Origin of the sequence: Acetobacteroides hydrogenigenes (assembly GCF_004340205.1) — a bacterium.
Lineage (GTDB): Bacteria > Bacteroidota > Bacteroidia > Bacteroidales > ZOR0009 > Acetobacteroides > Acetobacteroides hydrogenigenes.
In genome coordinates this window covers 36,132-59,293 of the sequence record NZ_SLWB01000012.1, presented here as the reverse complement: position 1 = coordinate 59,293, position 23,162 = coordinate 36,132, and the positions used below count along the sequence as shown (strand labels likewise).

The window sequence follows — 23,162 nt, the reverse complement described above, 5'->3', positions numbered from 1 at the left end:
CACCATTCCCATTGTAGAATTGCATGGTTTTGGCCTATTTTTGTTAAGACTTTGTTAATCGTAATGTGCTAGTAGCTATGGTAAGCAAGCGTATTGTTGTAAGTGGGCGTGTTCAAGGTGTCGGGTTTCGTTATTTTGTTGAACGAAGGGCGCAGGAACTTGGTGTTGTTGGCTTTGTTCGTAATCTTCCGAACGGAAAGGTTGAGGTGGAAGCCGAAGGCGACGATGTGGCCGTAGAAACGCTTGTTGACTACTGTAGAGTTGGACCTGCCAGAGCGCTTGTTGATAGGGTAGAGGCGCACTCGCAGCCATTGGTTGGCTACACATATTTTGGGGTACGATAGCTAGTGAACAGTGAACAGGGAATAGGGAATAGGGAATAGGGAGTAGCACGTAGTGCGTTTTGTTGTTGGCTGCTTAACTGATGCTGTTAACTAGTACGATGTACTGCCAAGGCAGCATGCGTATCCCTCTCGAGGCTCCGTGTACGGAGCCCTTCAGGTAGTCGGTTGTGGGGTAAGGTGGAGTGCTGGCGCTTGCCGTATTGGAGCTAAAGTTGAAGAGCCCTATAACGATATCCCCCTTCTTTTTGCGTTCAACCGTAAATGTTTTGCTTTGTCCGTTGAACTGGTAGCCAAAGGAGCCTCCCCATTCGGCATTCCAAAGTGCTTCGTGCTCCTTTTTTAGTGCGGTTAGCTTCTTGTATAGCTCCTCGAAGTTGCGGTTTACATTCCACTCGATGCTGTCCTTGTCGAAGAACTTAAGGCGGTGGCTAAGGGCTGCCTCCTGTCCGTTGTAGATAAGGGGCATTCCGGGGATAAGGAACGAGAATACGGCCATCTGCCTAGCCGCAATCCCCATTCGTTCGAACTCGGTTCCGTTCCAGCTATTCTCGTCGTGGTTCGAGGTAAAGATGAGCCTCATGTCGTTTGGGGAGAATAGGGTGTGCTGCTTCTTGAAGCATCGATCTAGGTCTTCAACGGTATTCTTACCCTGCACAAGGCCGTTCATTGTATGGTGGAGATCCCAGTAGTAGGTGGCGTTGAAGGCTTTTCGGTGCAGTAGGGGGTCTTCGCTTTCGGCAAGCATGAATAGGCGATGCTCCTTGTCGATCTCTTGGCGGATGTACTCCCAAAATTCGACGGGCAGCAGGCTGGCCATGTCGCAGCGGAAGCCGTCGATGTTGGCCGCGGAGATCCAGTACTTCATGCAGCTGGCCATGCCCTGCCACATGTGGCGGTTGTTGGTGTCGAGTTGGGCTACGTCCGTCCAGTCGTAGGGGACGCGAATGTTTCCTGCGCTATCCCTCTTGTACCAGTCGGGGTGTTCGGTAATCCAAACCGCATCGCGCGAGGTGTGGTTGGCTACCCAATCGATGATTACCCGGATTCCGTTTCGGTGGGCTTCATCAACAAAAGCCTTGAAATCGTCGAAGTCTCCAAACTCGGGGTTGATGGCCGTATAGTCCTTTACGGAGTAGTAGCTGCCCAGCGTTCCCTTCCGCTCGAGCTCTCCGATAGGGTGGATCGGCATTAGCCATACGATGCCAATGCCGAGGTCTTTTAGGCGAACTAGATGCTGTTGGGTGGCCCTAAAGGTTCCCTCGGGGGTGAATTGACGAACGTTGAGCTCGTAGATGGTTGCGTTCTTGGTCCAATCGGGGTGCTTCACGTTTTTTTTGCTGTATGCCTCTTTGGTGCTGCCTCAAATATAGGGAAGAAGTGGTTGGGGATTCAAGGGGGTGGGGAATAAGATGCGGGATTTCGCCTAAAAAAATGCAGGATCAGTAATTAGAAGAGGAGAGAACTTTATAAAGATGATTTTCTCTTCTTATCTGTTCTTTTTGAAGGGCAAAAAGAACGAAAAACCCTTGGCCCGAATTAACTCGCTCGGTCGCGGTGGAATGTCTCTATCTTAAAGGCTTGCTTCTAGTCCTTTCGTCGCTGTTACGAGAATTGGCGTTGTAGCAGCTCCGCTCGCTCGAACAGAATTCGCGCCGATCTGGTATGGCTTCGCCATGGTGTTCACGGAGAAACTTTATTCTGTACGAGTAAGCATGTCCTCTGTTGGTTGGTTGTTCTTCCAATGATCGTTTTCTTCAATCTGTAAAAGCGGAATCCCTAGGGGATAAGATGCGTTAGGGGTTGGTTGTCGTTTGCTATTGGGGGCGTTCACCGCTTGAGGTGGCGCTGGCCTGCACGGATGTGCGTATGCTGGATGGGGAACTGCTTGGCGAACGGTAGCTCCCCCTTTACTCGTCGCAGTAGCTCCAGAGCTGGTCGCAGTAGCTTTAGAACTCGTCGCAGTAGCTTCAGAGCTTAGCGCAGTAGCAAAAGAGCTTAGCGCAGTAGCAAAAGAGCTGGCCACAGTAGTTCCAGAGCTGGGCGCAGTAGCTCCAGAGCTTAGCCCAGTAGCAAAAGAGCTGGGCGCAGTAACGGTAGAGCTGGCCGCAGTAGCAGAAGAGCTCGGCGCAGTAGCTTCAGAACTCAGCTAAGTTGCTCTAGAGTTTAGGCTGGAAACAAAAGAGCTCAGGCTGGAAGCAAAAGTACTCGGACTGGAAGCCGTAGAGCTGGGGCTGGAAGCAAAAGTATTCAGACTGGAAGCCGTAGAGCTGGGGCTGGAAACAAAAGTACTCGGACTGGAAGCCCTAGAGCTGGGGCTGGAAGCAAAAGTACTCGGACTGGAAGCCCTAGAGCTTAAGCTGGAAGCAATAGTACTCAGGCTGGAGGCAGTAGAGCTGAGCTAAGTTGCTCTAGAGCTCAGCCTGGAAGTAAAAGAGCTGAGGCTGGTGGCCGGAGAACCCGGAGATGGAGGCAAAAATAAGAGGCTGCTCGTGCGAGCAGCCTCTATGCGCTATGGTATGCTACTTTACGAAGATTAAGAACTCCCAAGGTTTTAGGGTGACCTTGGTGTTGGGCTTGTAGGTTTTGCCGCTGAGGTACTCCTTCTTTGCTGACGAAGGTGTCGCCATTTGGACCTCTTTGCCGCTCATGTTGAACAGGGCTACTACCCGGTTCTGCTCCTTGGTGCGCTCGATGATTAGCGTATTACCCTTTGGATCGACCTTGTACGAAACGTTGCGGTTGTCGCCGCTCCAAAGGGCCTTGTTGGCCTTGCGGAGCTGGTTGAGCTTTTGGTAGAAGGTGGTGTAGGCGGCGTCGTCCTTCCAAGCGATGGAATCCTTCTTGAAGAACTCGAGGCGGCGGTTAAAGGCAACCTCCTGTCCGTTGTAGATTAGCGGCATGCCGGGCATCATGTAGCAGAGCGCAGCGAAGGTTTTGGCCGCAGGGCCCATGCGCTCGAACTCGGTGCCGTTCCAGGTGTTCTCGTCGTGGTTCGAGGTGAAGCTCATCCTGATGGCGCTTTTGGTGTAGAGCGAATCCTGCTTCTTGAAGTAGCCGGAGATGGCGCTTACATCCTGCTTGCCCTGTGCAATCTGGTTCATGATGTGGTGAAGGTTCCAGGCGTAGTCCATGTCGAAAGCCTTTAGGGTAAGTTCGGGCTTCTCGGCTTCGGCGAGCATGAATACGGGCTTCACCTTGTCGAGCTCGCGACGGGCATCATCCCAGAAATCGGTGGGCACCTCGCCGGCCACATCGCAGCGGAAGCCGTCGATGTTGGCCTCGGTGAGCCAGAACTTCATGGCGTCGACCATGGCGGCGCGCATCTCCTTGCTGGTGTAGTCGAGCTTGGCCACGTCGCTCCAGTCGAATGGGGCAAGCACGTTCCCGTCCTTGTCCTTTACGAACCACTCGGGATGCTCGATGAGCCACTTCGAGTCGCGCGAGGTGTGGTTGGCCACCCAGTCAATGATTACCTTAAAGCCGAGCTTGTGGGCCTCCTTAACGGTGGCCTTAAAGTCATCCATATTGCCGAACTCGGGGTTGATGCTCTTGTAGTCCTGAATGGAGTAGTAGCTGCCCAGCTCGCCCTTGCGGTCCTTTACGCCAATCTTGTGGATGGGCATAAACCAGAGGATATCGACGCCGAGCTGCTTGAGGCGGGGGAGGTGTGCCTGCATGGCCTTGAAGGTTCCCTCGGGGGTGTACTGGCGGGTGTTTACCTCGTAGATTACGGCATTCTTGGCCCAGTCAACATGCTTGATGGTTGCCTGAGGGCTCTGCTTGGGTTGGCCGAATGAGGTAGCGGCAACAATTAGCGCAAGAGCACTTGTGATAAATCGTTTCATATTACGTATAGTTGACCTCTGTTGGTGATTATAAAAAGAAGAGGGGTTTCCCTAAAGAAACCCCTCTTAAAATTAGTAGTGCTTTATAGCTTTACGATGGTGTAGGTTCCTGTGTAGGTATTGCCATCCTTCTTCACCGTTAGGGTGATTTTGTACTTACCTGCCTCAGAAATTGCAATGTTATTGCCGCCTTGGGTTAGCGCTCCTGGTGTACCACCAAGGTTCAACCCCCAGTCGTTGTTAAACCTAAACTTAATTTCGCCAGCGTTTAGCGTAACAATAGCCTCGTACTGTCCTTCTACATCGCCATCGTCCATAACAAAGTCAGGACCATTCCATCCGTTTGGAGTTGCGCTACCAACAATACCCCACGATTTTACGTCAACAGGGGTGTTGAAAGGAGTAACGGTCATCGTTTGTACGGCTGTAGTGGCACCGCCAGCAGGGTAGGTGGTGCGAGGAAGACCTGCTACAACGGCAACAACTCTGTAGTAAATGGTTGCTGCAACGTTTGGTGTTAGCTTTAAGCTTCCAAGAAGGAACTTGTCGAATTCTAAGTTCGAAAGGCTGTACTTGTTGCTAAGCGAAACCGTGCTAAGCACCTTAGGCCTCGACATGTCGCTGTTCTTCGAAAACTGAATTTGGTACTCAATTGCAGCCTTAAAACCGTAGTCGGCTTTGCTCCATACAAACTGCGTAAACGTTTCGTCTTTGGTTCCTTCGGTTAAGGATATGGTCAGCTTATCTGCTGGAGTTGATAGCACGGGTGCTGTTGATTTATCGGATAGATAAACCTTTGTTTCGTCCTTTTCGCATGATGCTAGTAAAAAGATGCTAGCAAGGGCATATGCTAAATATTTTAATCTTTTCATGTCTTGGTTGTAAATGGATTAGTAACCAGGGTTTTGCTTCATGTTAGGATTCGATCCAACTTCTTGGTAAGGAAGAGGAAGCAGGTTGTACTTAACATCGGTAGCTTTACCATCCTTTGCACCACCTTTCCAAGGCCATAGGTAGTCTGCCGAAGTAAACTTTCCAAAGCGGACAAGGTCGGTACGGCGAGTTGCTTCGTAGTACAATTCTCTTCCACGCTCGGCAAGGATAAAGTCTAGCGTAAGATCTGCTTTAGCGACGTTGTGGTTCTCATCTCCAAATGCTCTCTTACGGATGTCGTTTACGAATGGAACGGTTGCATCAACATCACCACCGCCTCTAACTGCTGCTTCGGCGTACATTAGGTAAACATCGGCTAAGCGCAACATAGGGAAGTCGGTATCAGGGAACGTTCCGGTAGGATCGCTACCTACGGCACCTGTCGAAGTAATATTCTTAAACTTCATGATTCCGACACCTTGAACAAAGGTTTTCCAGTCATTCATTTTGATGTCGTCGAGCATTCTAAACATAGCACGCTTGTCTGGGCAGCTTTCAAGAGATGCCTTATCGGTAATGCCGAATAGCTCAGCTAGCTTTGCAGTACCTCTATTACCATTCCATCCACCTTGAAGGCCTATAGCCGACTTCCATGCAGCATCGCCACCGTTGGTTGAAGAGTTCATGATGAAGGTAAGGTTGGCAAAGCTTTGAGTTCTGGTACCATCGCTGGCGATAGGCCAAATGATCTCGCTCTTGTTTACATCGTTATCTGCCAAGAAATTGTAGGCGTAGTTGTTTTGTAGCTTGTAGCTTGATTCGGTAATAACCTTCTTAGCGTAGGTGTAAGCATCGGTGTAGTGCTTTTCCTTTATGTAGGTTTCTGCATTTAGGTAAAGCTTGGCAAGCAAAGTCCATGCAGCAGCTTTGTCAACTCTTCCGTAAGCATTGCTGTTTGGGGCAGCAAGCTCGTTTTGCACTTCAAGAAGCTCTTTTTCTACGAAGTCAAAAACTTCTTTTTGAGTTTTTTGTATTGGAAGACCTGCCCCAATCTGGTCGGCTTCGGTTACTACAGGAATGTTTCCGAATAGGTCTAGGCCAACCCAGTAGATGTAAGCTCTTAGGAAGCGAACCTCTGCACGGTATTTTTGTACATCAGGCCAAATATTTCCAAGACCACGTCCTTTTACCTTGTCTTCGGTAGTTTGACGTAGGTACTCGTTCATAAAGGTTGCCGAGAGCATAACGCGGTAGTACATGTAGTACACAAACTGGTTTTCGGGCGAAAGCTGTCCGAAGTTTAGCTGATCGATACCAGCATCACCCCAGGCGCATTTTGCATTATCCGAAGTTAGCTCTTGGATGTTCCAGTAAACACGAAGGAATCCAGAAAAACCTTCATCACCAGAGATGTCTCCCTTGATACCATCACCGGTTAAGCTAAAAAGACCGTATATTTTTGCTAGGCCTTGAGAGTACCCCTCAGGCTTTGAGTAAACAACTTCTGCTGTTACATCATCGGGATCGATTGGCTTTACATCCAAATCCTTTGTACACGATGTGATTCCGAAGACAACGGCGATCAGCATCAGTATGCCATATTTTATTTTTTTCATGGTAATCGCTTAAATTGGGTTAGAAATTTAACGTTAAGCCAAGTACGTATGTACGTGGAGTTGGATAAACTTGGTTGTCTATTCCGTTAAACACCTCTGGGTTCAAACCGCTATAATTTGTAATAACAAAGGCATTTTGTACAGTTCCTGTTACAACGGCCGACAGCTTGGTTGAGAATATCTTGTTGAAGGTATAGCCCAACGTGATATAGTCCATCTTAAAGAAAGATGCGTTTTCAACAAAGTAGTCAGACTTTAATAGGTTTGAAGTAAGAGTCTTAAATCCAGTTTTTACAGTCGATCTTGGAATGTTTTGAAGGAATCCAAGGTTGTTAGGGAAAATCTCACTATAGGTAGACTTAGACGCAACGTTGTTGTAAACGTAGTTGCCTAGAGAAAGTCGACCTGAGAAGTTAAACATCCAGTTCTTGTAGGTAAGGGCTGAGTTTAATCCCATTGTAACAGGCGCATATGGCGACTTGTAGATGTAACGGTCTTTTCCATCAATCTTGCCATCACCGTTCAAATCTTCGTATAGCGATTCGATTGGCTTTCCGTTTTGGTCGTAAACTTGCTTGAATACGTAGAAGCTGTTAAGAGGGTTGCCAACGGCATTGAGCTGAATGTTGTTGTTTTGAGCACCAGCAATACCTCCAACTTCATTTCCAACAAAGCTAGGATCTTCAAGAAGGGTAAGCTTCTTGATCTTCGTCTTATTGTAGTTAAGAACATAGGTTAAAGACCAGTTAAGATCTTTCTTGTTTATAACTTGGCCAGTCAGGTTGAGGTCGATACCTCTACTTTCGAAGTTGCCAACGTTGGTGATAATGTTTTCGGCAAAGTTGGTACCTGCAGGAATAGCAATGTTGTTGATCAAGTCAGAAGTGTACTTGTAGTATAAGTCAACTGATCCTGTTATTCTGCTATTGAAAACGCCAAAGTCTAAGCCAACATTGTACGATTCGGTTTCCTCCCACTTTAGATTTGCATCGTAAGCAACTGGGGTAATTACGTTGTAGTAAGTTCCTCCAAGTGGGTACTGGTGGGTGTTGTTACCGTAAGTGTACCTTGCTAGTGCAGGGTAGTCGTTGTTGGTAATATCTTGCTGACCTGTAATACCCCAACCTGCACGTAGCTTCAATGAAGAAAGAACAGGTATGTTCTTGAATATTTCTTCTTGGTCTAGCTTCCATGCAATTGCAGCAGAAGGGAATGTACCCCATTGATTGTCGCCTTGGAATCTTGAAGAACCATCTCTTCTAACAGTTGCAGTAAGCAGGTATTTGTCAAAAATCGAATAGTTTACTCTACCAAAGAAGGATACTAGGTAGTTCTCTGTTTTGTTGTCAGATTTGCTGGTAATTGTACCAGGAATATTAGAGTTGTCGTTGCTTTCCGATCTCCAGAAATGTTGCCAAGAGTAACCTGCAGTTATGTCTAGGTTGCTTTTCAAGAAGTCGAAAGGCTTATTGTAGTTAAAGTAGAAGTCTAACAGCTCGTTCTTTTTTTCTTGATCGTACTTGTTGTTTATGCCTTTGTCGTAGTATGCAAAACCTGCATTTTCTGAAGCATAAACCTTTCCATTACTCTTAGAGTAGTCGTATCCAAGGTTTAGTACAGCCTTTAATCCTTCTAGGTAAGGGATCTTATAGTCTAGCTGTAGATTCCCGATGCTTCTGTAAGCATATCCTTTGTCATAGCGTTGCTCTAGTTGAGAAAGAGGGTTGTAGGCAAATTTTAGCGGTTTGCCTGCATTGTCAAGCCAAGTAAAGTAGCCTCCATATGGCTGATATTTAGGATCGCTTGATTTTGGAGTTTTTGTAGGATCGTAAAGAAGCGACTCGTTAATTGCTCCAGCCTGATTAAACCTATTTTCTGAGTAGGTTCCTTTCAAGTTTAAGTTAACAGAAAGGCTCTTGTCAAAGAAGGTAGGAGAAAGGTTAACAGCCATCGTAGTTCTTTCTAGGCCAGAAGTCTTAACGATACCGTCTTGTTTGGTATAACCAAGCGAAACACGGTAAGGTAGGAACCCTTTTGTTCCAGATACGCTAATGTTGTTGTCTGAGCTAAATGCATTTCTTAAAATCGCATCTTGCCAGTCTGTATTAACTTTTGTATCGGCAGCATTGATTACAGCCATTGCTTGCGAGTTGCTCGCATAGTAGTTTTTGGCAATATCAATTAGCTCTTTAGAAGAAAGAACCTCTAGAGATTCAGTAGGAGTAGCAATGCTATTCTTGCTCTCGAAGGTTACGTTAAAGCCACTCTTACCCTTTTTCGTGGTAATGATAATAACCCCATTTGAAGCACGAGCACCATAGATGGCTGTAGAACTTGCGTCCTTAAGGACATTTATGCTTTCAATGTCGTTTGGATTGATTGATTGTAGCGCATTTCCAACACCTGAAATGGCGTTGTTGTCTACAGGAACGCCATCAATTACAATTAGAGGATCGTTGCTGGCTGACACAGACGAACCTCCTCTAATTCTGATTGTAGGAGAAGAGGTTGGGCTACCACCATTAGAGGTTACAGTAACACCAGAAAGTTTACCTGCAATCAACTCTTGAGGCGAACTTGCCATTCCTTTAGTAAAGTTCTTTGACGATACAGCCTGTACTGATCCGGTAGCATCTTTAATCTTTACAGAACCATAGCCAATTACAACAACCTCGTCAATAGTTTTTGTTGCTTCTACAAGTTTTACGTTAAGTATTGCTCCTTCTACAGTAGCCGAGAGTGGAGTATACCCAACGAAAGAGAACTCCAGCGTAGCACCTTTCGATGCATTAATAGAATACGCACCGTTGATGTCGGTGGCTGTACCAGTGGTGGTACCTTTAACGATTACGCTTACCCCTGGGAGACCTTCACCAGTTTTCGAATCAGTTACTTTCCCTGTAACTTTCAGTACTTGTGCCATGGCACCTACCGAAAATAGGGAAACTACCAGTAGAGTCATAAGGGATTTCCTTAATGCGGAAATGGGTAGTTTCATAATTCAAGTGTTAATTTACGTTCTAGAAATTGACCTTTTTGCACCGCTAATTTATTATAAGTTTAATAGCGTTAAGCAGTGTTAGTTGAGGGGATTTTTATCAAACGTTGTCGCAAACGATTGCAATGTTAAAAATATGTTGTAAAACATAAAAAACACCAAACCCAAAACCTGCTTTCTGATCATTGTAACATCTTTTTTTTTAAATTGTTTACTTTGCAAGTGGATAATTGAAATATCTAACCTAATGAAAAATAGCCGAGTAACCATTAAGGATATTGCTAAAGAGCTAGGGCTGTCTGTTTCTACGGTGTCTCGAGCACTGAAAGATCACCCTGATATCAGCGTTGAAACTAAAAAAGCCGTGGTTGAGTTGTCACAAAGGCTTAAGTATAAGCCAAATATGATGGCGCTTAGCCTGAAAAATAGTCGAAGCAATATTGTAGGGGTGATTATTCCTGAACTGGTTCATTACTTTTTTTCTTCTGTTATTTCCGGAATACAGGAGGTTGCCGATAAGCATAAAATGCGCGTAATAGTTCAGCAAAGTAACGAAAGTTTTGAGCAAGAGGGAGAGGCTTTAGATGCATTTTCTGATGGATGGATTGACGGTTTAATCGTATCTATTTCAAAAGAAACGTCAACCTACGAGCATTTTGACGAGCTTCAAGCCAAAGGTATTCCGATAGTTTTTTTCGATAGGCCTATTGAGCAGGATAACGTAGACTCTGTTGTTTTTGACGATTATAAAGGAGCATACGATGCGGTTGAATACCTTCTTAAAATTGGACGTCGAAGCATTGCCCATTTTGCAGGACCAGCATCAACGCATGTGGGGCGAGAGAGGCTTAGAGGGTATAAGAAAGCATTACAAGATAATGGTATTCCTTTTAGTGAAGATCTAGTGCTTTATGCCGATTCTTTTGAAAAGGGAGGGGCTGGCGTAGAGGCCTTAGTTGCAAAAGGAATTGAGTTTGATGCTATATTTACATGCAATGATTTTACAGCAATGGGTGTTTTAAAAGCCTTGAAAAGAGAAGGGATATTGGTTCCTGATCAGGTTGCTGTGGTAGGGTTTGGCGATGAAGATATCGCACGAATGGTGGAACCTCCATTAACGACCGTTCGGCAACCTGGAAGGGAAATGGGACGTGTCGCGATGCAGACCTTGATAGATAAAATAGATAAAGTTCCTACGAAAGAACGTGTCCATACGCTTGAGGCAAGTATTATTGTTCGAGAGACTACCTAGTTTTCTATACGACAAATAAAAAGGGGAGTGCTGTTTGAGCATTCCCCTTTTTATTTGTTAGTAGTTCTGTAATACTACTTTTTAGATGGAACTTTTTTGCTTTTTCTGTTGTTTTTTGGAGAGATTAGTATCTTGTTATTAAAAAAGAATTTTCTCGCAAACCTTTGCGGCGATAAACATTGTGGTATAAAAACATGTTATAAAACATAAAAACAAAAATATTTGGCGATTTTTTTGCCATTGCAAACGATTGAAATGTAAAAATCAGTCTTTTGCACCCTTTTAAGAAAAATGTGGGGTTGAAATTCAAAAGCTCTTTTTCCTATTTTTGGCAGTGTATTTAGTTTATTTTAACGTAAAATTTAAGCACGCACGATAATGAAATCTAAACCTAAGCTGTCGTTTTGGCAAATTTGGAACTTAAGTTTTGGATTCTTAGGGGTTCAAGCAGGCTTTGCGCTGCAAAATGCTAATGTATCTCGCATACTATCCAATTTTGGAGCCGACCTGCATCATCTCTCCTTCTTTTGGCTTGTCGCACCTATTATGGGGTTGGTAATTCAGCCTTGGGTTGGTGCCGCTAGCGATAGAACTTGGAACAGGCTTGGGAGAAGAAAGCCGTTCATCTTAGGGGGGGCTATTGCTGCAACATTAGGGATGTTCCTAATGCCAAATGCGAATTGGGTCGTTGCAATTATACCTCCTATTATATTTGGTGCCATCATGTTGGCTCTTATGGACGCTTCGTTCAACGTTACCTTTCAGCCATTCCGCTCATTGGTTGCAGATATGACGCCAGGCGAACAAACAACTTTGGGTTATTCTGTACAAACATTTCTGATAAATGTTGGGGCAATAATCGGATCGTTCCTACCTTATGTTCTTACAAATTTTATGGACATCGATAACACTGCACCTGAGGGGCAGGTGCCCGATTCTGTGATATGGTCATTCTACTTAGGTGGAGGAATATTACTATTGTCTGTGCTTTGGACTGTATTTCGAACAAAAGAATATGCTCCAAAGGAATTTGCAGAATATCAGGGAAAATCCTTGGAAGAAGAAAAAGTTGCCGAGAAATCCAGCTTTTTTAAGACTATCGTAAATATGCCTGCAGTGCTTGGTCAACTTGCTGTAGTTCAGTTTTTTTCTTGGTTTGCTCTTTTTACTATGTGGGTGTACACTACTCCAGCTGTCGCTCAACATATCTGGGGTACCCCCATCGGAGATTCTTCGTCTGCAGCATATAACGAAGCTGCAAATTGGGTAGGAGTGCTCTTTGGCCTGTACAGCGTTTTTGCAGCATTATTCTCTATCATAATGAATAAGGTTGCTGATAGTTTTGGAAGAAAGAGAACTTTTTCTTTAGCGCTTTTTGTTGGTGCGCTGGGGTTTTTATCGATCTACTTTTTTAAGGGACAGTATGCGCTCATATTTTCAATGGTAGGAGTTGGAATTGCGTGGGCTGCTATTCTTGCAATGCCTTATGCTATTCTTTCGCAGGCTTTACCAGCTGGAAAGACAGGCGTTTACATGGGAATCTTTAACATTACCGTTGTTGTTCCTCAAATCATTAGTGGGATTTTATCTGGAACGCTTCTCAAGTACGTTTTTCATGAACGTGCTATTTACATGATAATTATGGCAGGTATCTCTTGGTTGCTTGCAAGTATGATGGTCTTTGTTGTTAAGGATAGAAAAGGAGCGTAGTTTGTTTGGAGTGCAAAGTTTGTTTACAGTGAAAGTGGTTATTAACCATTAGAAATACCTTTTGCCCATTATTCACTGTAACTTACTCTTGTTTGAATTGTTAGTTAATTTATAGTAGGTGCAAAATGAGAAATGTAAAAGCCTGTATTTTCGACTTGGATGGAGTTATAGTCGATACTGCAAAGTATCACTATTTAGCGTGGAGAAGATTGGCCGAAATGCTTGGTTTTGAGTTTACCGAGAAGGATAATGAGCGATTAAAAGGCGTGAGCCGAGTACGATCGCTAGAGATTTTGCTAGAGGTTGGCAATATAGATGCAACCCCTGAACAAAAAGAGAAATGGGCGCACGATAAAAATGAGTGGTATGTTGACTATATCACAAAAATGGGCGCTGATGAAATACTTCCCGGAGTTGTTCCTTTTCTTGTTGAATTGCGACAAAAGGGCATTAAAACGGCCATTGGGTCGGCAAGTAAAAATGCTAATCTAATTCTTTCTAGGCTTGGTTTAATGAGCCACTTTGATGCCATTATTGATGGCAATAAAGTTAGCGCTGCTAAGCCAGATCCAGAGGTGTTTGTAGCCGCTGCTAATGTTTTGGGGGTAAGTCCAGAGCATAGCGTAGTGTTTGAAGATGCGGAGGCTGGTATTGAAGCAGCAAAGGCTGGCGGCATGTTTGCAGTTGGCGTTGGTAGCGATCAGATCCTAGCTAAGGCAGACGTAGTTATAGGTAGTTTGGCAGATCTTAACTACGAGAAGTTTATGTGTTTGTTGAACGTAAAGTAATCGTATCTGTACTATGAACAATTATAAAGTTGACGAATGGAAAATTATTGAAGAAACCTTCGAGCCTCAGCGGGTTAAGGGGTCTGAGAGTATTTTCAGCATCGGCAATGGGATGATGGGCCAACGTGCTAATTTCGAAGAAGATTATTCGGGCGAAATGCTGCGAGGTAGCTACATTGCTGGCGTATACTACCCCGATAAAACTAGGGTAGGCTGGTGGAAAAATGGCTATCCAGAATACTTTGCAAAGGTGCTGAACTCCGCTAATTTTATTGGTATTCGAGTTAAGGTTAATGGCGAGCCTATCGACCTTAGCCAAAATAAGGTGGTAAGTTTCTCGCGCATACTTGATATGCAGCATGGATTGCTTCAGCGCAGCTTCGTAGTAGAACTTCGCAATGGGGGCAAGATTGAAATTGTGGCAGAGAGGTTTATGAGTATGGCTCGACCTGAAATTGCTGCTATTTCCTATTCTGTTTGTGCTTTAGACTGCGATTCAATAGTAGCTGTTGAAGGCTATGTTGATGGAGATGTGGTGAACGAAGACTCGAACTACAACGAAAAATTTTGGGACGAGGTCGCAAAAAGTGCAACTAGCAGGGGTGGCTACCTTGTAATGAAGACCAAGAAGCTTGACTTCAACGTATGTTGGAACATGAGTCTTGAGTATTCTATCGATGGGGCTGAGATGCCTGCTAAGGCTATTTCGATCGAGCGGGAGAAGTACGTTTCGAATAGCGTTGAATTTAATCTGAAAAAGAACCAAACGCTAACCGTGAATAAGTATGTCGCGGTAACCTCAACCCTTAACCATCCTTTTGAAAATCTTGTTTCTAAGTCTGACGAGATTCTCTCTAAGGCTGCTCTTGATAGTTATGCCGTACTTAAAAATGAGCATATAAATAAGTGGTTGGATAAATGGCAGCATGCCGATATTGTTATTGAAGGTGATGCTGAAGCACAACAAGGTATTCGATTCAATATCTTCCAACTTTTCCAGACATATACGGGCGAGGATGAGCGTTTGAATATTGGTCCTAAAGGTTTTACCGGTGAAAAATATGGTGGATCTACCTATTGGGATACTGAAGCGTACTGCTTGCCTTTCTATATGTCGACAGCAGGAGAGCATGTGGCAAGGCAACTGCTAATATATCGCTATCGACAGCTGGATAAAGCTATCGAAAATGCGGCAAAACTTGGCTTTACAGATGGTGCTGCTCTATTTCCAATGGTAACAATGAATGGAGAAGAGTGCCATAATGAGTGGGAGATTACCTTCGAAGAAATTCACCGTAATGGTGCTATTGCTTATGCGATAAAACGTTACATTGACTATACTGGAGATAAGGGGTATCTTACGGAGTACGGTCTTGAGGTTCTTGTTGGAATTTCTCGTTTTTGGGCTCAACGAATAACATGGTCGGATGAGCGTCAAAAGTATGTAATGCTGGGGGTTACTGGGCCTAATGAGTACGAGAATAATGTCAACAACAACTGGTATACCAACTATCTTGCTGTTTGGACGCTGAAATACACAGCAGAGGCTATTAGTTATGTTAATAACACGGATGCTTCCACATGGGCTGCAATCAAGGGGAGGATATCCTTTAAAGAGGATGCTGAACTAGCCAAATGGGCGGATATTGTTGCAAAGATGCACTTTCCTTACAACGAAAAGTTAGGTGTAATAATGCAACAAGATGGGTTTATGGATAAGGAACAAATCCTTGTGAAAGATCTTGATCCAAGTCAACGTCCTTTGAACCAAAAGTGGAGCTGGGATAGAATTCTTCGTTCTGTATTCATCAAACAAGCAGATGTTCTTCAGGGTGTCTACTTTTTTGAGAATGATTTTGATCTTGAAACAATAAGGAAGAATTTTGACTTTTACGAGCAGCGAACCGTTCATGAGTCATCTCTTTCCCCTTGCGTCCATTCAATATTAGCGTGCAAAATTGGAGATATGGAGAGAGCTAAGACAATGTATCTTCGCACTGCACGTCTTGATCTTGATGACTATAACAAAGAAGTAAATGAAGGACTTCATATTACCTCAATGGCTGGAAGCTGGATGTCTGTTGTTGAAGGGTTTGGAGGACTTCGTATAAAGAATGATACGCTATACTTCAATCCTTTTATTCCGGATAATTGGAAGAGCCTTGCTTTTAAGGTTATTTTTAGAGGAAGAACCATTAAAGCAAAATTTGAAGGCGGAAAGACAATATTGACGAATGAAAGCGAGCAGCCTTTGTCTGTAATGGTTAAAGATGCAACTATTTGCATACCGGCAAATAGTACCATTGGTGTTTAATCTTTTAGCCCTTGTAATTCTCTAGCATACTTTAAAGTAGTAGGGATGATTGCTTGTTTTCATTGTTAGATTTATAAATAGTTCGCAAACTACGCCTCTTTTTTTGTAAAAGGAATGCTGCAACTTGTACAGAAAAGTTACCTTTGTTGCGGCAGGCGTGCACTCTAAGTAAGCATTGCTTATTCTGAAGGAGACGCTAATTACATACATTGAATTGCATTTAGCAATTACTATACGTTTTTTTATGTGGTTTTAGAAGGTCGGTCATAGTCGTGAAGATTATGGCCGATTATTTTTTGCTACAAGCCTGTTTAAAGGCTTAAACAGAAGGTTAATTAGATTTTTGTGAATCTGTCTTTTGGATTGATAGTTGAGTATGTATTGGAAATCAATTCTTTTGCAGTAAATCTATATTGTTGTGTTCAGCCTGTATTTTATAATATTAGGTTAACGGTAAAAATTTTTAGTTAACGAGCGTTACGGAATAAATATTATAGTACATTTGCGACGACTATTATTATTCAATTAACCTAAACATTATGGTAACACACGTGAAAGTGGCAATTCGACTTGCCACAGTAATGCTGCTGTTGGCGTTTACCAATGGCGCGTTTGCGCAAAGAACCATTACCGGAACGGTAAAAGATGCGGCTGATGGTTCTACGATACCGGGCGTTAACGTTGCGGTAAAGGGAGCAAAAGGAGTGGGTACTGTTACATCCATTGATGGTGCCTTTACCATTAAGCTTCCCAATGGGCCCCAAACCCTAGTTGTTTCTTTCATTGGCTACACAACCCAAGAGGTAGCCGTAACCAATCAAACCAAAATCGATGTACTCCTTCAACCTTCAACACAAAAGATTGACGAGGTTGTGGTAACGGCTTTGGGTATTAAGAGGCAAACTAAAGCACTTGGTTATGCAGTAACAGAATTAAAGGGGGATGATCTTAAAACAAACAACATCAACCCTGTATCTTCGTTGCAAGGTAAGGTTGCCGGTGTGGAGATTGCCAACTCGGATGGTGGAATGTTTGGTTCAACAAAGATTCAAATTCGTGGTGCTTCTACTCTGAAAGGGAACAACCAGCCTATTTATGTTGTGGATGGTGTTATTCTGGACAATGCAGCTTCCACTTCTGGAGATGCTGACTGGGATGGGAATTCTAACGACTTTGGTAACGAGTTGAAAAACCTAAATCCTGATGACTTTGAATCGGTTTCTGTTCTTAAAGGTGCTGCAGCAACAGCTCTTTACGGTTCAAGAGGTTTGAATGGTGCTGTTGTTATTACTACTAAGAGTGGTAAGGCTAGGAAAGGATTAGGAATCTCTCTTACCCAGTCTTTTGGAATAGATCATGTTTATGCAACTCCTGATCTACAAAATGAGTATGGAAATGGGAACTATTTTGGGAATGTTGGTTATGGTCAGGTAAATCCTGCAACTGGTGGATACTACAAGTATGACAATGCTAACCAGTTTTACTTAAATGGAGCAGGACAGCCAACCATAAGGCCTGCAACTAATCGCCATTTTGGCCCAAACTATAGCAAGTATGGCTCTACAATGATAGAGGACTACGATGGTTCTATGGTGAAATATGCTCCAGTAAAGAATAACTATCGTGATGCTTATGAGTTGGGGTACAATACTAACACTAACCTTGCTGTTACAGGAGGTAATGATAAGACTACGTTCTATTCGTCACTTTCATATAAGTATGCAACAGGTACATTACCCCGAAATTCTTTCGAGAGGGTGGCATTTATGACTAAAGCATCGCATAAGATTACTGACAAGGTAAAGTTGGATGCGTCAATTTCTTTTGCTAACTCTACTCCCAAAAACCCTCAACCAAACTTGGGTGATTACTTTGCTCAGGGGATTTTTGGTCGTTCTTATAATACTAAGAAGTATATGAAGGATTATAAGAGCGTATTTGGCGGTGTTGCTAGTACTAAGTATGGGGATCCCAACGGCTATAATCCTTCTTCGGGTTTATGGTTTTCTTTGTACGAAGATTCGAACATCCAAAAGGAAACCAACGTACGTCCAACTCTTGCTTTAGAAGTTGATCTTCTAAACTGGTTGAAGTTTAAAACAGAAGGTAACTTTAACTACTACTACGTTCGTGGTGAGGAAACTCAGTTAGGTCAGGGATATGAAAATGAAGGAGGCTACTACGAGATTAGTCAAAGGACAAAAGAACAAACAAACCTTAATGCGAGCTTCCTTATTAATAAGAATGTTGGCGATTGGAATTTTGGCGGTTTCCTTCGTGGCGAATACTTTAACACTTGGAGCCAGTACATGTCTGCTAACACCTCTGGTGGACTTGTAATTCCTGGTCAGTACTTCCTAGATAATAGTAAGGAGACTCCATCTACTACTGGACGCGTTGAAGCGACAAAGCGTATGATGTCGCTTGCTTTTCAGGCTAGTGCAAGCTGGAAAAACCAGATTTTTGTGGATGTAACCGGACGTAACGACTGGTCTTCTGCGCTAGTTTATACTAATGAAACTGGAAATTTCAACTACTTTTATCCTTCAGTTAATGGTTCGTGGTTGCTAAGTGAAACCTTTGATATGCCCGAATGGATCTCTTTTGGAAAGATTCGTGCATCTTGGGCTCAGGTAGGTAATGATACTGATCCTTATGTTATTAATCCAGGATATACCTTAAACAGATGGGCCCAAGCTGGAGGTAATATTTACGGGCTGTCTGTTCCTACAACGTTGTATGATCCTTCCATTAAACCAGAGCGTAAGAATGCATGGGAAGTTGGTTTGGACTGGCGCTTCTTTAATAGCCGTGTTAGCTTAGATGCAACCTACTATAAGGAAAATACCAAAGATCAGATTATGGAAATTAGCGTTCCTTCGGTTTCTGGTATCAGCTCTCAGTTTATCAATGCTGGTAATATTCAAAACTCGGGTATAGAAATAGCCCTTAATACAATTCCTTTTAAGAACAACGATTGGGAATGGACTCTCGATTTCACTTACACTAGAAATGAGAATAAGATTGTATCGCTTCACGAAAACGTTGCCGACTACATTTCTCTTTCTGGTTATGTTAACTATGGGAACTATCGTATTGGTTCTGTTGCAAAAGTTGGGGGTGAGTATGGTATTCTGATGTCTGACTATGCCCCTAAAAAGGATGCTCAAGGGCGTACTATATTTGCTTGGAGAGATGATTTTCGAGTTGCATACCCTGCTCAAAGCGGAAAAGTTGAAGAAATTGGTAAAATCACTCCTGACTTCCTAGGTTCTGTTTCAACAGGTTTACGCTGGAAGGATGTAAGCCTTCGTGTTGCACTTGATGCTCGCTACGGGGGATATGTCGCATCCTTTGGTTCTCGCTACGCAACAGCATACGGCTTATCTGAGGCTTCTTTGAAATGGCGTGATCCAGAGCATGGCGGTATGACCTTTACCAGCATATGGGATGGAAAAACCTATACTGATGGGATGATTCCTAACGGAGTGTTTGCGGAAGGACAGGTTGTTCAAATGCCCGATGGCTCTCAAAAGAATGTAGGCGGAATGACCTATGAAGAAGCATACAAGCAAGGATTTGTTGATCCAGTTCATGCTTCTGCATACCACTACTGGAGCAACTCTTGGTTTACTGGTACGATTAATGATAACTGGTATAAAAAGCTAAACTATATTGCTCTTCGTGAGATATCGGTAAGCTACAATATGCCTTCAAGCATTTACTCTAAGATTGGGGCTAAAAATTTGAGCTTAGCATTTTCGGCTCGTAACCTTGGTTACCTATATAATACCATGCCGAACAACGAAAACCCAGAATCTGTACGTGGTACAAAATCTACAGAATTCCGTGTTCGTAACTTTAGCCCATACACAGCAAACTACACGTTTACGCTTAATGTAGGCTTCTAGTACGCAAATTTTTTAAATTATGACGACGATGAAACGTAAATCATTAATAGCGGTTTTCGCATTAGCTGCCACCCTATTTACGGGGTGTAAAGATGATTTTGCTGACATAAATACGAATCCAGCAACAGTAACAAAGGGGAATGTTGTCAGCTTATTCACCCAAGGATTGCAAAGCTTCGAACCTTCTGGATACCTGTATTGGTATTACAATGCTAGCCTTACCCACCAATGGTGTCAGGCATTTACTCCTTCTGGAGGATTTACCGATAACTTCAACGTTCATGGTGCACTAGGAGATCAGGGTGAGCAAGTTATCCGTGTAATGAGGTATTTCCGTGAGGTAAACGATCTTATTTCAAAGATGGAGCCCAATGAGGCAAAGAAGTACACTGCCGTTAAGAGCATGTTCTATCCGTTGATGGTGTATATGGGAATGTTCGATTCGGACATGTTTGGGGATATGCCTTACTCTGAAGCCTGTATGGCCAAGTACACCTCTCCAATGCTGCTTACTCCTAAATATGACACCATGGAGTCGTTGTACGATCTATGGTTGAGCGAGCTAAATACTGCTCTTGAAGGGTTTAAAGCAACTGGGCAGGTAGCCTTGGATAAGCAAGACTTTGTTTACAATGGGGATGTGAAGAAGTGGGCCAAGTTTGCAAACTCTTTGAAGTTAAAGATCGCGGTACGCCTACTAAACGTTAATAAGACAAAGGCTCTACAAATAGCCGAAGAGGCAGCAAGCAATAGCGCAGGTCTTATAACCAGCATGAATGAGGATTTTATTTACAACAGAGCGATCTCTACTACAAAAGATGGTGACGATCCTTTCCATTTTGGGAACAGCGTATCTTCTGGCGTAGGCTCTAAGCCTGTTGTCGATTTGCTTGTTAAGAATAGAGACCCTCGCGTTCGCTTCTTCTACAACAAGAACGATTTCAACTCGCGCGTTGTTCAAGGCTTCTTCGATGCCGGTAAGCCACTTCCTGCTTACATTGAGAGCAACGTTGAGTTTACAACTGATGCTAACGGAAAGAAGAAGTTTGTTGCATGGAAAGGTGCGGGTGAGCCTTGGGTTCGCTATTACGGACTCCCAACCGAGTATAATGCAAAGGATCAGTCGAAGTATTTCGACTACTTTGATAGCAACCGTTGGAAGATTTCTAAAGAGATTAACGGTGAAAAGATTGAAAAAACCTACTATCCATGCGCAACTTTCCAGGAAGAGCTGGTTAGAGGCCGTATAGAATACACCTACCCCGATGTCCCAGGAGCTGCTGTTGCTCAGGATAAGGAGCAACAGCCATGGTTCGGGATGTTCTTTTCTGCAGCAGAGGTTAACCTTTACTTGGCCGAACTTAAGCTTCAAGGAGCTAAGCTTCCAGGTACTGCTGAATCGTACTACAACCAGGGTGTAGAGCTGTCTGTAAAGGCATACGATAAGCTTGCTATGCTGAACAAGATACCTTACTACACTAAGACGTACGACGAAAATGAGGTGGCGATTGCTTTGAAGGCTGGCGAAGTTGAAACCATGATGGCAAATGCAGACTATAAGCTAACAGGAACTCCCGCAGAAATGCTGGAGAAGGTATACCTACAACAGTACTTACACTTCATGTATCAGCCAGACGATCAGTTTATGACTGTACGTCGCTCGGGTGTTCCCATGAGGGGTAGCGCAATCCTGCCATGGGCAGACATTGCACCTCAAGGAAGCACCTACATCCCTCGCCGCTTCGACATTACCAGTCCAAGCCCAACCGATTTGATGTATAACATTAAAGTTGAGGCGGCCAAGCGTCAGGGCTTTAGCTTTGGCAAGCGAGAGGAGCCTAATACCCTTAACGCAGAACGCGTTTGGATCGATAAGGGTGCTCCAAACTTTGGTGAAGGTCCAAAATTGTAGTTCAGTAAAGACGTATAACTGAATAATACTAGTTCTAGGCACGGGAGTCTCGATTCCCGTGCCTTTTTTTGATCTATACCGTTACGCATTTCCCCTTCAGCGCAAAAAATCACACCGAAAAGTACTGCCGAATAATTTTTTCAATACTTTTAGTCCGGCTCTTTTACATCCTACCAGGGCAGAAGGTACGGCAGGCTCTATTTCTTTGGGCTGTGGGCCGCTGTACAGCGCGAATTTCTGAGCGGTGAATACGTTTCACCGAACGAGTTCGTAGTCTACCTGCCAAGGCAAAGAGTGGGGGTAAATCTAAGCGGGATCTTTGATACGCGGCGTAAATCGGCATCAACCTGGGGCTACCTTCCGAGACGAGGGACAGCTCTGTTCCCCAACGGGACGAGTCCTTTTTTTCTGGGATAGCTCCTCTTTTAGGTGGGACAGCTCCTTTTTTTTCGGGATAGGTGCTTTTTCGGCTGGGACAAGTCCTTCCTCAAACGGGACAGGCTCATTTTTTTAGGGACAGCTCCTCGCATTGGCGGGATAGGTGTTCCTATTAGTGGGACAGGCTCTTTGGGGTGAATTTTAGACTTTGTTCAGGGTTTACGCAGGTGTACTATCGAACCGAACCTTCCTATACTTCCTGCTCGCGTTGCCGGGGAGCCGTTTCCAATCGTAGCTTTTAAGCAAGTTTTAATCACAATAGGGAATTCGTTTGCGAAAACCAGCTGGAGCTAGCGCTTCAGCGATTAACAGCTTATTTAAAAAGATAACGATGAATACAACTGTAAACAAGCTTTTTGACGATACCGAAAGGGTATTCAACTTTCATGAGTCGGATAACGTAAAGCCAGTCATGGAAAAGTATGGCTATTCTGAGGCAAAGATCAGCGAGGGTAAAACGCTATTCGAGGCAACCCGAGCTGCATGTAACCGCTACGCCAAAGAGTATGGCGAGCAGCTTCAGGCATACGCAACCCTAGAGTCGCGCCTTGCCCCTTGCCGGGAGCGCTACAGCCTCGATCTTGAGATTGCCCGGTTTGTGTTTAAGAACCATGCTGATGCCCAGTCAACGTTGGAGCTGAACGGGAGGCGTAAACACTCATTTACCGGGAACTACGCTCAAATGGTAGACTTCTACGATCGGCTTACCGTCAACGCCAGCTGGGTGGCCGCTATGGCTAAGATGCAGGTAACACCCGAACTGCTCACCGCTCAGAAAGCTGAGCTGACGGCCATTCGCAAGTTCAAGGACGACCATAGCCGCGAGAGGGGCGAGGCTCAGCAGGCGATAGTTGACCGTGACCGTATGCTCGACCAGCTCGACGAGTGGGTGAGCGACTATGTAAAGGTTGCAGGCTTTGCTTTAGCGGCAACGCCCCAGCTGCTCGAGGGATTAAACAAGGTGATAAGGGCAAAATCCTAGCCTATGCTGCAAGGTTGTCTCTTGAGATAACCTGACTAATGCGATAGTAGCTCACGAAGCTGCGCTTCCATGCTTGGAGGTGCGGCTTTTTTTGTGCAAACCGCACCTGGACGTCACATTATAACCAAGTGGCTCTCTTTAATTAAATTCTAGCGTACTTTTTTGAGATTTTTCGCATT

At 44.1% G+C, this 23,162-nt stretch carries 13 protein-coding genes; 8 read left to right on the top strand and 5 right to left on the bottom strand.

Annotated features, from left to right (window positions below; translation table 11 throughout):
* The first annotated feature begins 77 nt into the window (after window positions 1-77).
* Entirely contained in the window at window positions 78-344 is a 267-nt protein-coding gene (locus CLV25_RS11770; RefSeq protein WP_131839854.1) for an acylphosphatase, read from the top strand.
* A 73-nt stretch (window positions 345-417) separates the two neighbouring features.
* Here the strand turns inward: CLV25_RS11770 and CLV25_RS11765 are convergent, their stop codons facing one another.
* The 5 genes from CLV25_RS11765 to CLV25_RS11745 all read right to left on the bottom strand — a co-directional run bounded on the left by CLV25_RS11765 (window position 418) and on the right by CLV25_RS11745 (window position 9,676).
* On the bottom strand, window positions 418-1,671 hold the full coding sequence (locus CLV25_RS11765; RefSeq protein ID WP_131839853.1) for an alpha-amylase family glycosyl hydrolase: 1,254 nt from the start codon (window positions 1,669-1,671) through the stop codon (window positions 418-420).
* Between the two features lie 1,192 nt (window positions 1,672-2,863).
* Window positions 2,864-4,189 (bottom strand): alpha-amylase family glycosyl hydrolase, encoded by a 1,326-nt coding sequence (locus tag CLV25_RS11760; RefSeq protein WP_131839852.1) that lies wholly within the window; start codon window positions 4,187-4,189, stop codon window positions 2,864-2,866.
* Window positions 4,190-4,272: 83 nt separating this feature from the next.
* Complete coding sequence (locus CLV25_RS11755; RefSeq protein ID WP_131839851.1) at window positions 4,273-5,061, bottom strand: SusE domain-containing protein; 789 nt, start codon at window positions 5,059-5,061, stop codon at window positions 4,273-4,275.
* Between the two features lie 18 nt (window positions 5,062-5,079).
* Window positions 5,080-6,678, bottom strand: a complete 1,599-nt coding sequence (locus CLV25_RS11750; RefSeq protein ID WP_131839850.1) for a RagB/SusD family nutrient uptake outer membrane protein — start codon at window positions 6,676-6,678, stop codon at window positions 5,080-5,082.
* Between the two features lie 19 nt (window positions 6,679-6,697).
* The gene (locus CLV25_RS11745) at window positions 6,698-9,676 is read right to left on the bottom strand and encodes a SusC/RagA family TonB-linked outer membrane protein (RefSeq protein ID WP_131839849.1); all 2,979 of its coding nucleotides are present in this window, start codon (window positions 9,674-9,676) and stop codon (window positions 6,698-6,700) included.
* A gap of 247 nt (window positions 9,677-9,923) precedes the next feature.
* Here CLV25_RS11745 and CLV25_RS11740 point away from each other — a divergent pair, with 247 nt between their 5' ends.
* From CLV25_RS11740 to CLV25_RS11710, 7 genes are all read left to right on the top strand, one after another.
* Window positions 9,924-10,928: a LacI family DNA-binding transcriptional regulator gene (locus CLV25_RS11740; protein ID WP_131839848.1), complete on the top strand. Its 1,005-nt coding sequence runs from the start codon at window positions 9,924-9,926 to the stop codon at window positions 10,926-10,928.
* A 378-nt stretch (window positions 10,929-11,306) separates the two neighbouring features.
* Entirely contained in the window at window positions 11,307-12,638 is a 1,332-nt protein-coding gene (locus CLV25_RS11735) for an MFS transporter (RefSeq protein ID WP_207895663.1), read from the top strand.
* A gap of 125 nt (window positions 12,639-12,763) precedes the next feature.
* Complete coding sequence (gene pgmB / locus CLV25_RS11730) at window positions 12,764-13,426, top strand: beta-phosphoglucomutase (RefSeq protein ID WP_131839846.1); 663 nt, start codon at window positions 12,764-12,766, stop codon at window positions 13,424-13,426.
* Between the two features lie 13 nt (window positions 13,427-13,439).
* Window positions 13,440-15,740 (top strand): family 65 glycosyl hydrolase domain-containing protein, encoded by a 2,301-nt coding sequence (locus CLV25_RS11725; RefSeq protein WP_131839845.1) that lies wholly within the window; start codon window positions 13,440-13,442, stop codon window positions 15,738-15,740.
* Between the two features lie 539 nt (window positions 15,741-16,279).
* Entirely contained in the window at window positions 16,280-19,651 is a 3,372-nt protein-coding gene (locus tag CLV25_RS11720; protein WP_131839844.1) for a SusC/RagA family TonB-linked outer membrane protein, read from the top strand.
* 28 nt (window positions 19,652-19,679) lie between these two features.
* Window positions 19,680-21,563: a SusD/RagB family nutrient-binding outer membrane lipoprotein gene (locus CLV25_RS11715; protein WP_131839843.1), complete on the top strand. Its 1,884-nt coding sequence runs from the start codon at window positions 19,680-19,682 to the stop codon at window positions 21,561-21,563.
* Window positions 21,564-22,332: 769 nt separating this feature from the next.
* On the top strand, window positions 22,333-22,983 hold the full coding sequence (locus CLV25_RS11710) for a hypothetical protein (protein WP_131839842.1): 651 nt from the start codon (window positions 22,333-22,335) through the stop codon (window positions 22,981-22,983).
* Window positions 22,984-23,162: the final 179 nt, after the last annotated feature.

What these genes read in the sequence shown, in the direction of transcription:
- CLV25_RS11715 (WP_131839843.1), top strand. Translation starts at nt 19,680, where the DNA reads ATGAAACGTAAATCATTAATAGCGGTTTTCGCATTAGCTGCCACCCTA.
- CLV25_RS11755 (WP_131839851.1), bottom strand. Translation starts at nt 5,061, where the DNA reads ATGAAAAGATTAAAATATTTAGCATATGCCCTTGCTAGCATCTTTTTA.
- CLV25_RS11760 (WP_131839852.1), bottom strand. Translation starts at nt 4,189, where the DNA reads ATGAAACGATTTATCACAAGTGCTCTTGCGCTAATTGTTGCCGCTACC.
- CLV25_RS11740 (WP_131839848.1), top strand. Translation starts at nt 9,924, where the DNA reads ATGAAAAATAGCCGAGTAACCATTAAGGATATTGCTAAAGAGCTAGGG.
- CLV25_RS11745 (WP_131839849.1), bottom strand. Translation starts at nt 9,676, where the DNA reads ATGAAACTACCCATTTCCGCATTAAGGAAATCCCTTATGACTCTACTG.
- CLV25_RS11710 (WP_131839842.1), top strand. Translation starts at nt 22,333, where the DNA reads ATGAATACAACTGTAAACAAGCTTTTTGACGATACCGAAAGGGTATTC.
- CLV25_RS11735 (WP_207895663.1), top strand. Translation starts at nt 11,307, where the DNA reads ATGAAATCTAAACCTAAGCTGTCGTTTTGGCAAATTTGGAACTTAAGT.
- CLV25_RS11770 (WP_131839854.1), top strand. Translation starts at nt 78, where the DNA reads ATGGTAAGCAAGCGTATTGTTGTAAGTGGGCGTGTTCAAGGTGTCGGG.
- CLV25_RS11725 (WP_131839845.1), top strand. Translation starts at nt 13,440, where the DNA reads ATGAACAATTATAAAGTTGACGAATGGAAAATTATTGAAGAAACCTTC.
- CLV25_RS11750 (WP_131839850.1), bottom strand. Translation starts at nt 6,678, where the DNA reads ATGAAAAAAATAAAATATGGCATACTGATGCTGATCGCCGTTGTCTTC.
- CLV25_RS11720 (WP_131839844.1), top strand. Translation starts at nt 16,280, where the DNA reads ATGGTAACACACGTGAAAGTGGCAATTCGACTTGCCACAGTAATGCTG.
- pgmB (WP_131839846.1), top strand. Translation starts at nt 12,764, where the DNA reads ATGAGAAATGTAAAAGCCTGTATTTTCGACTTGGATGGAGTTATAGTC.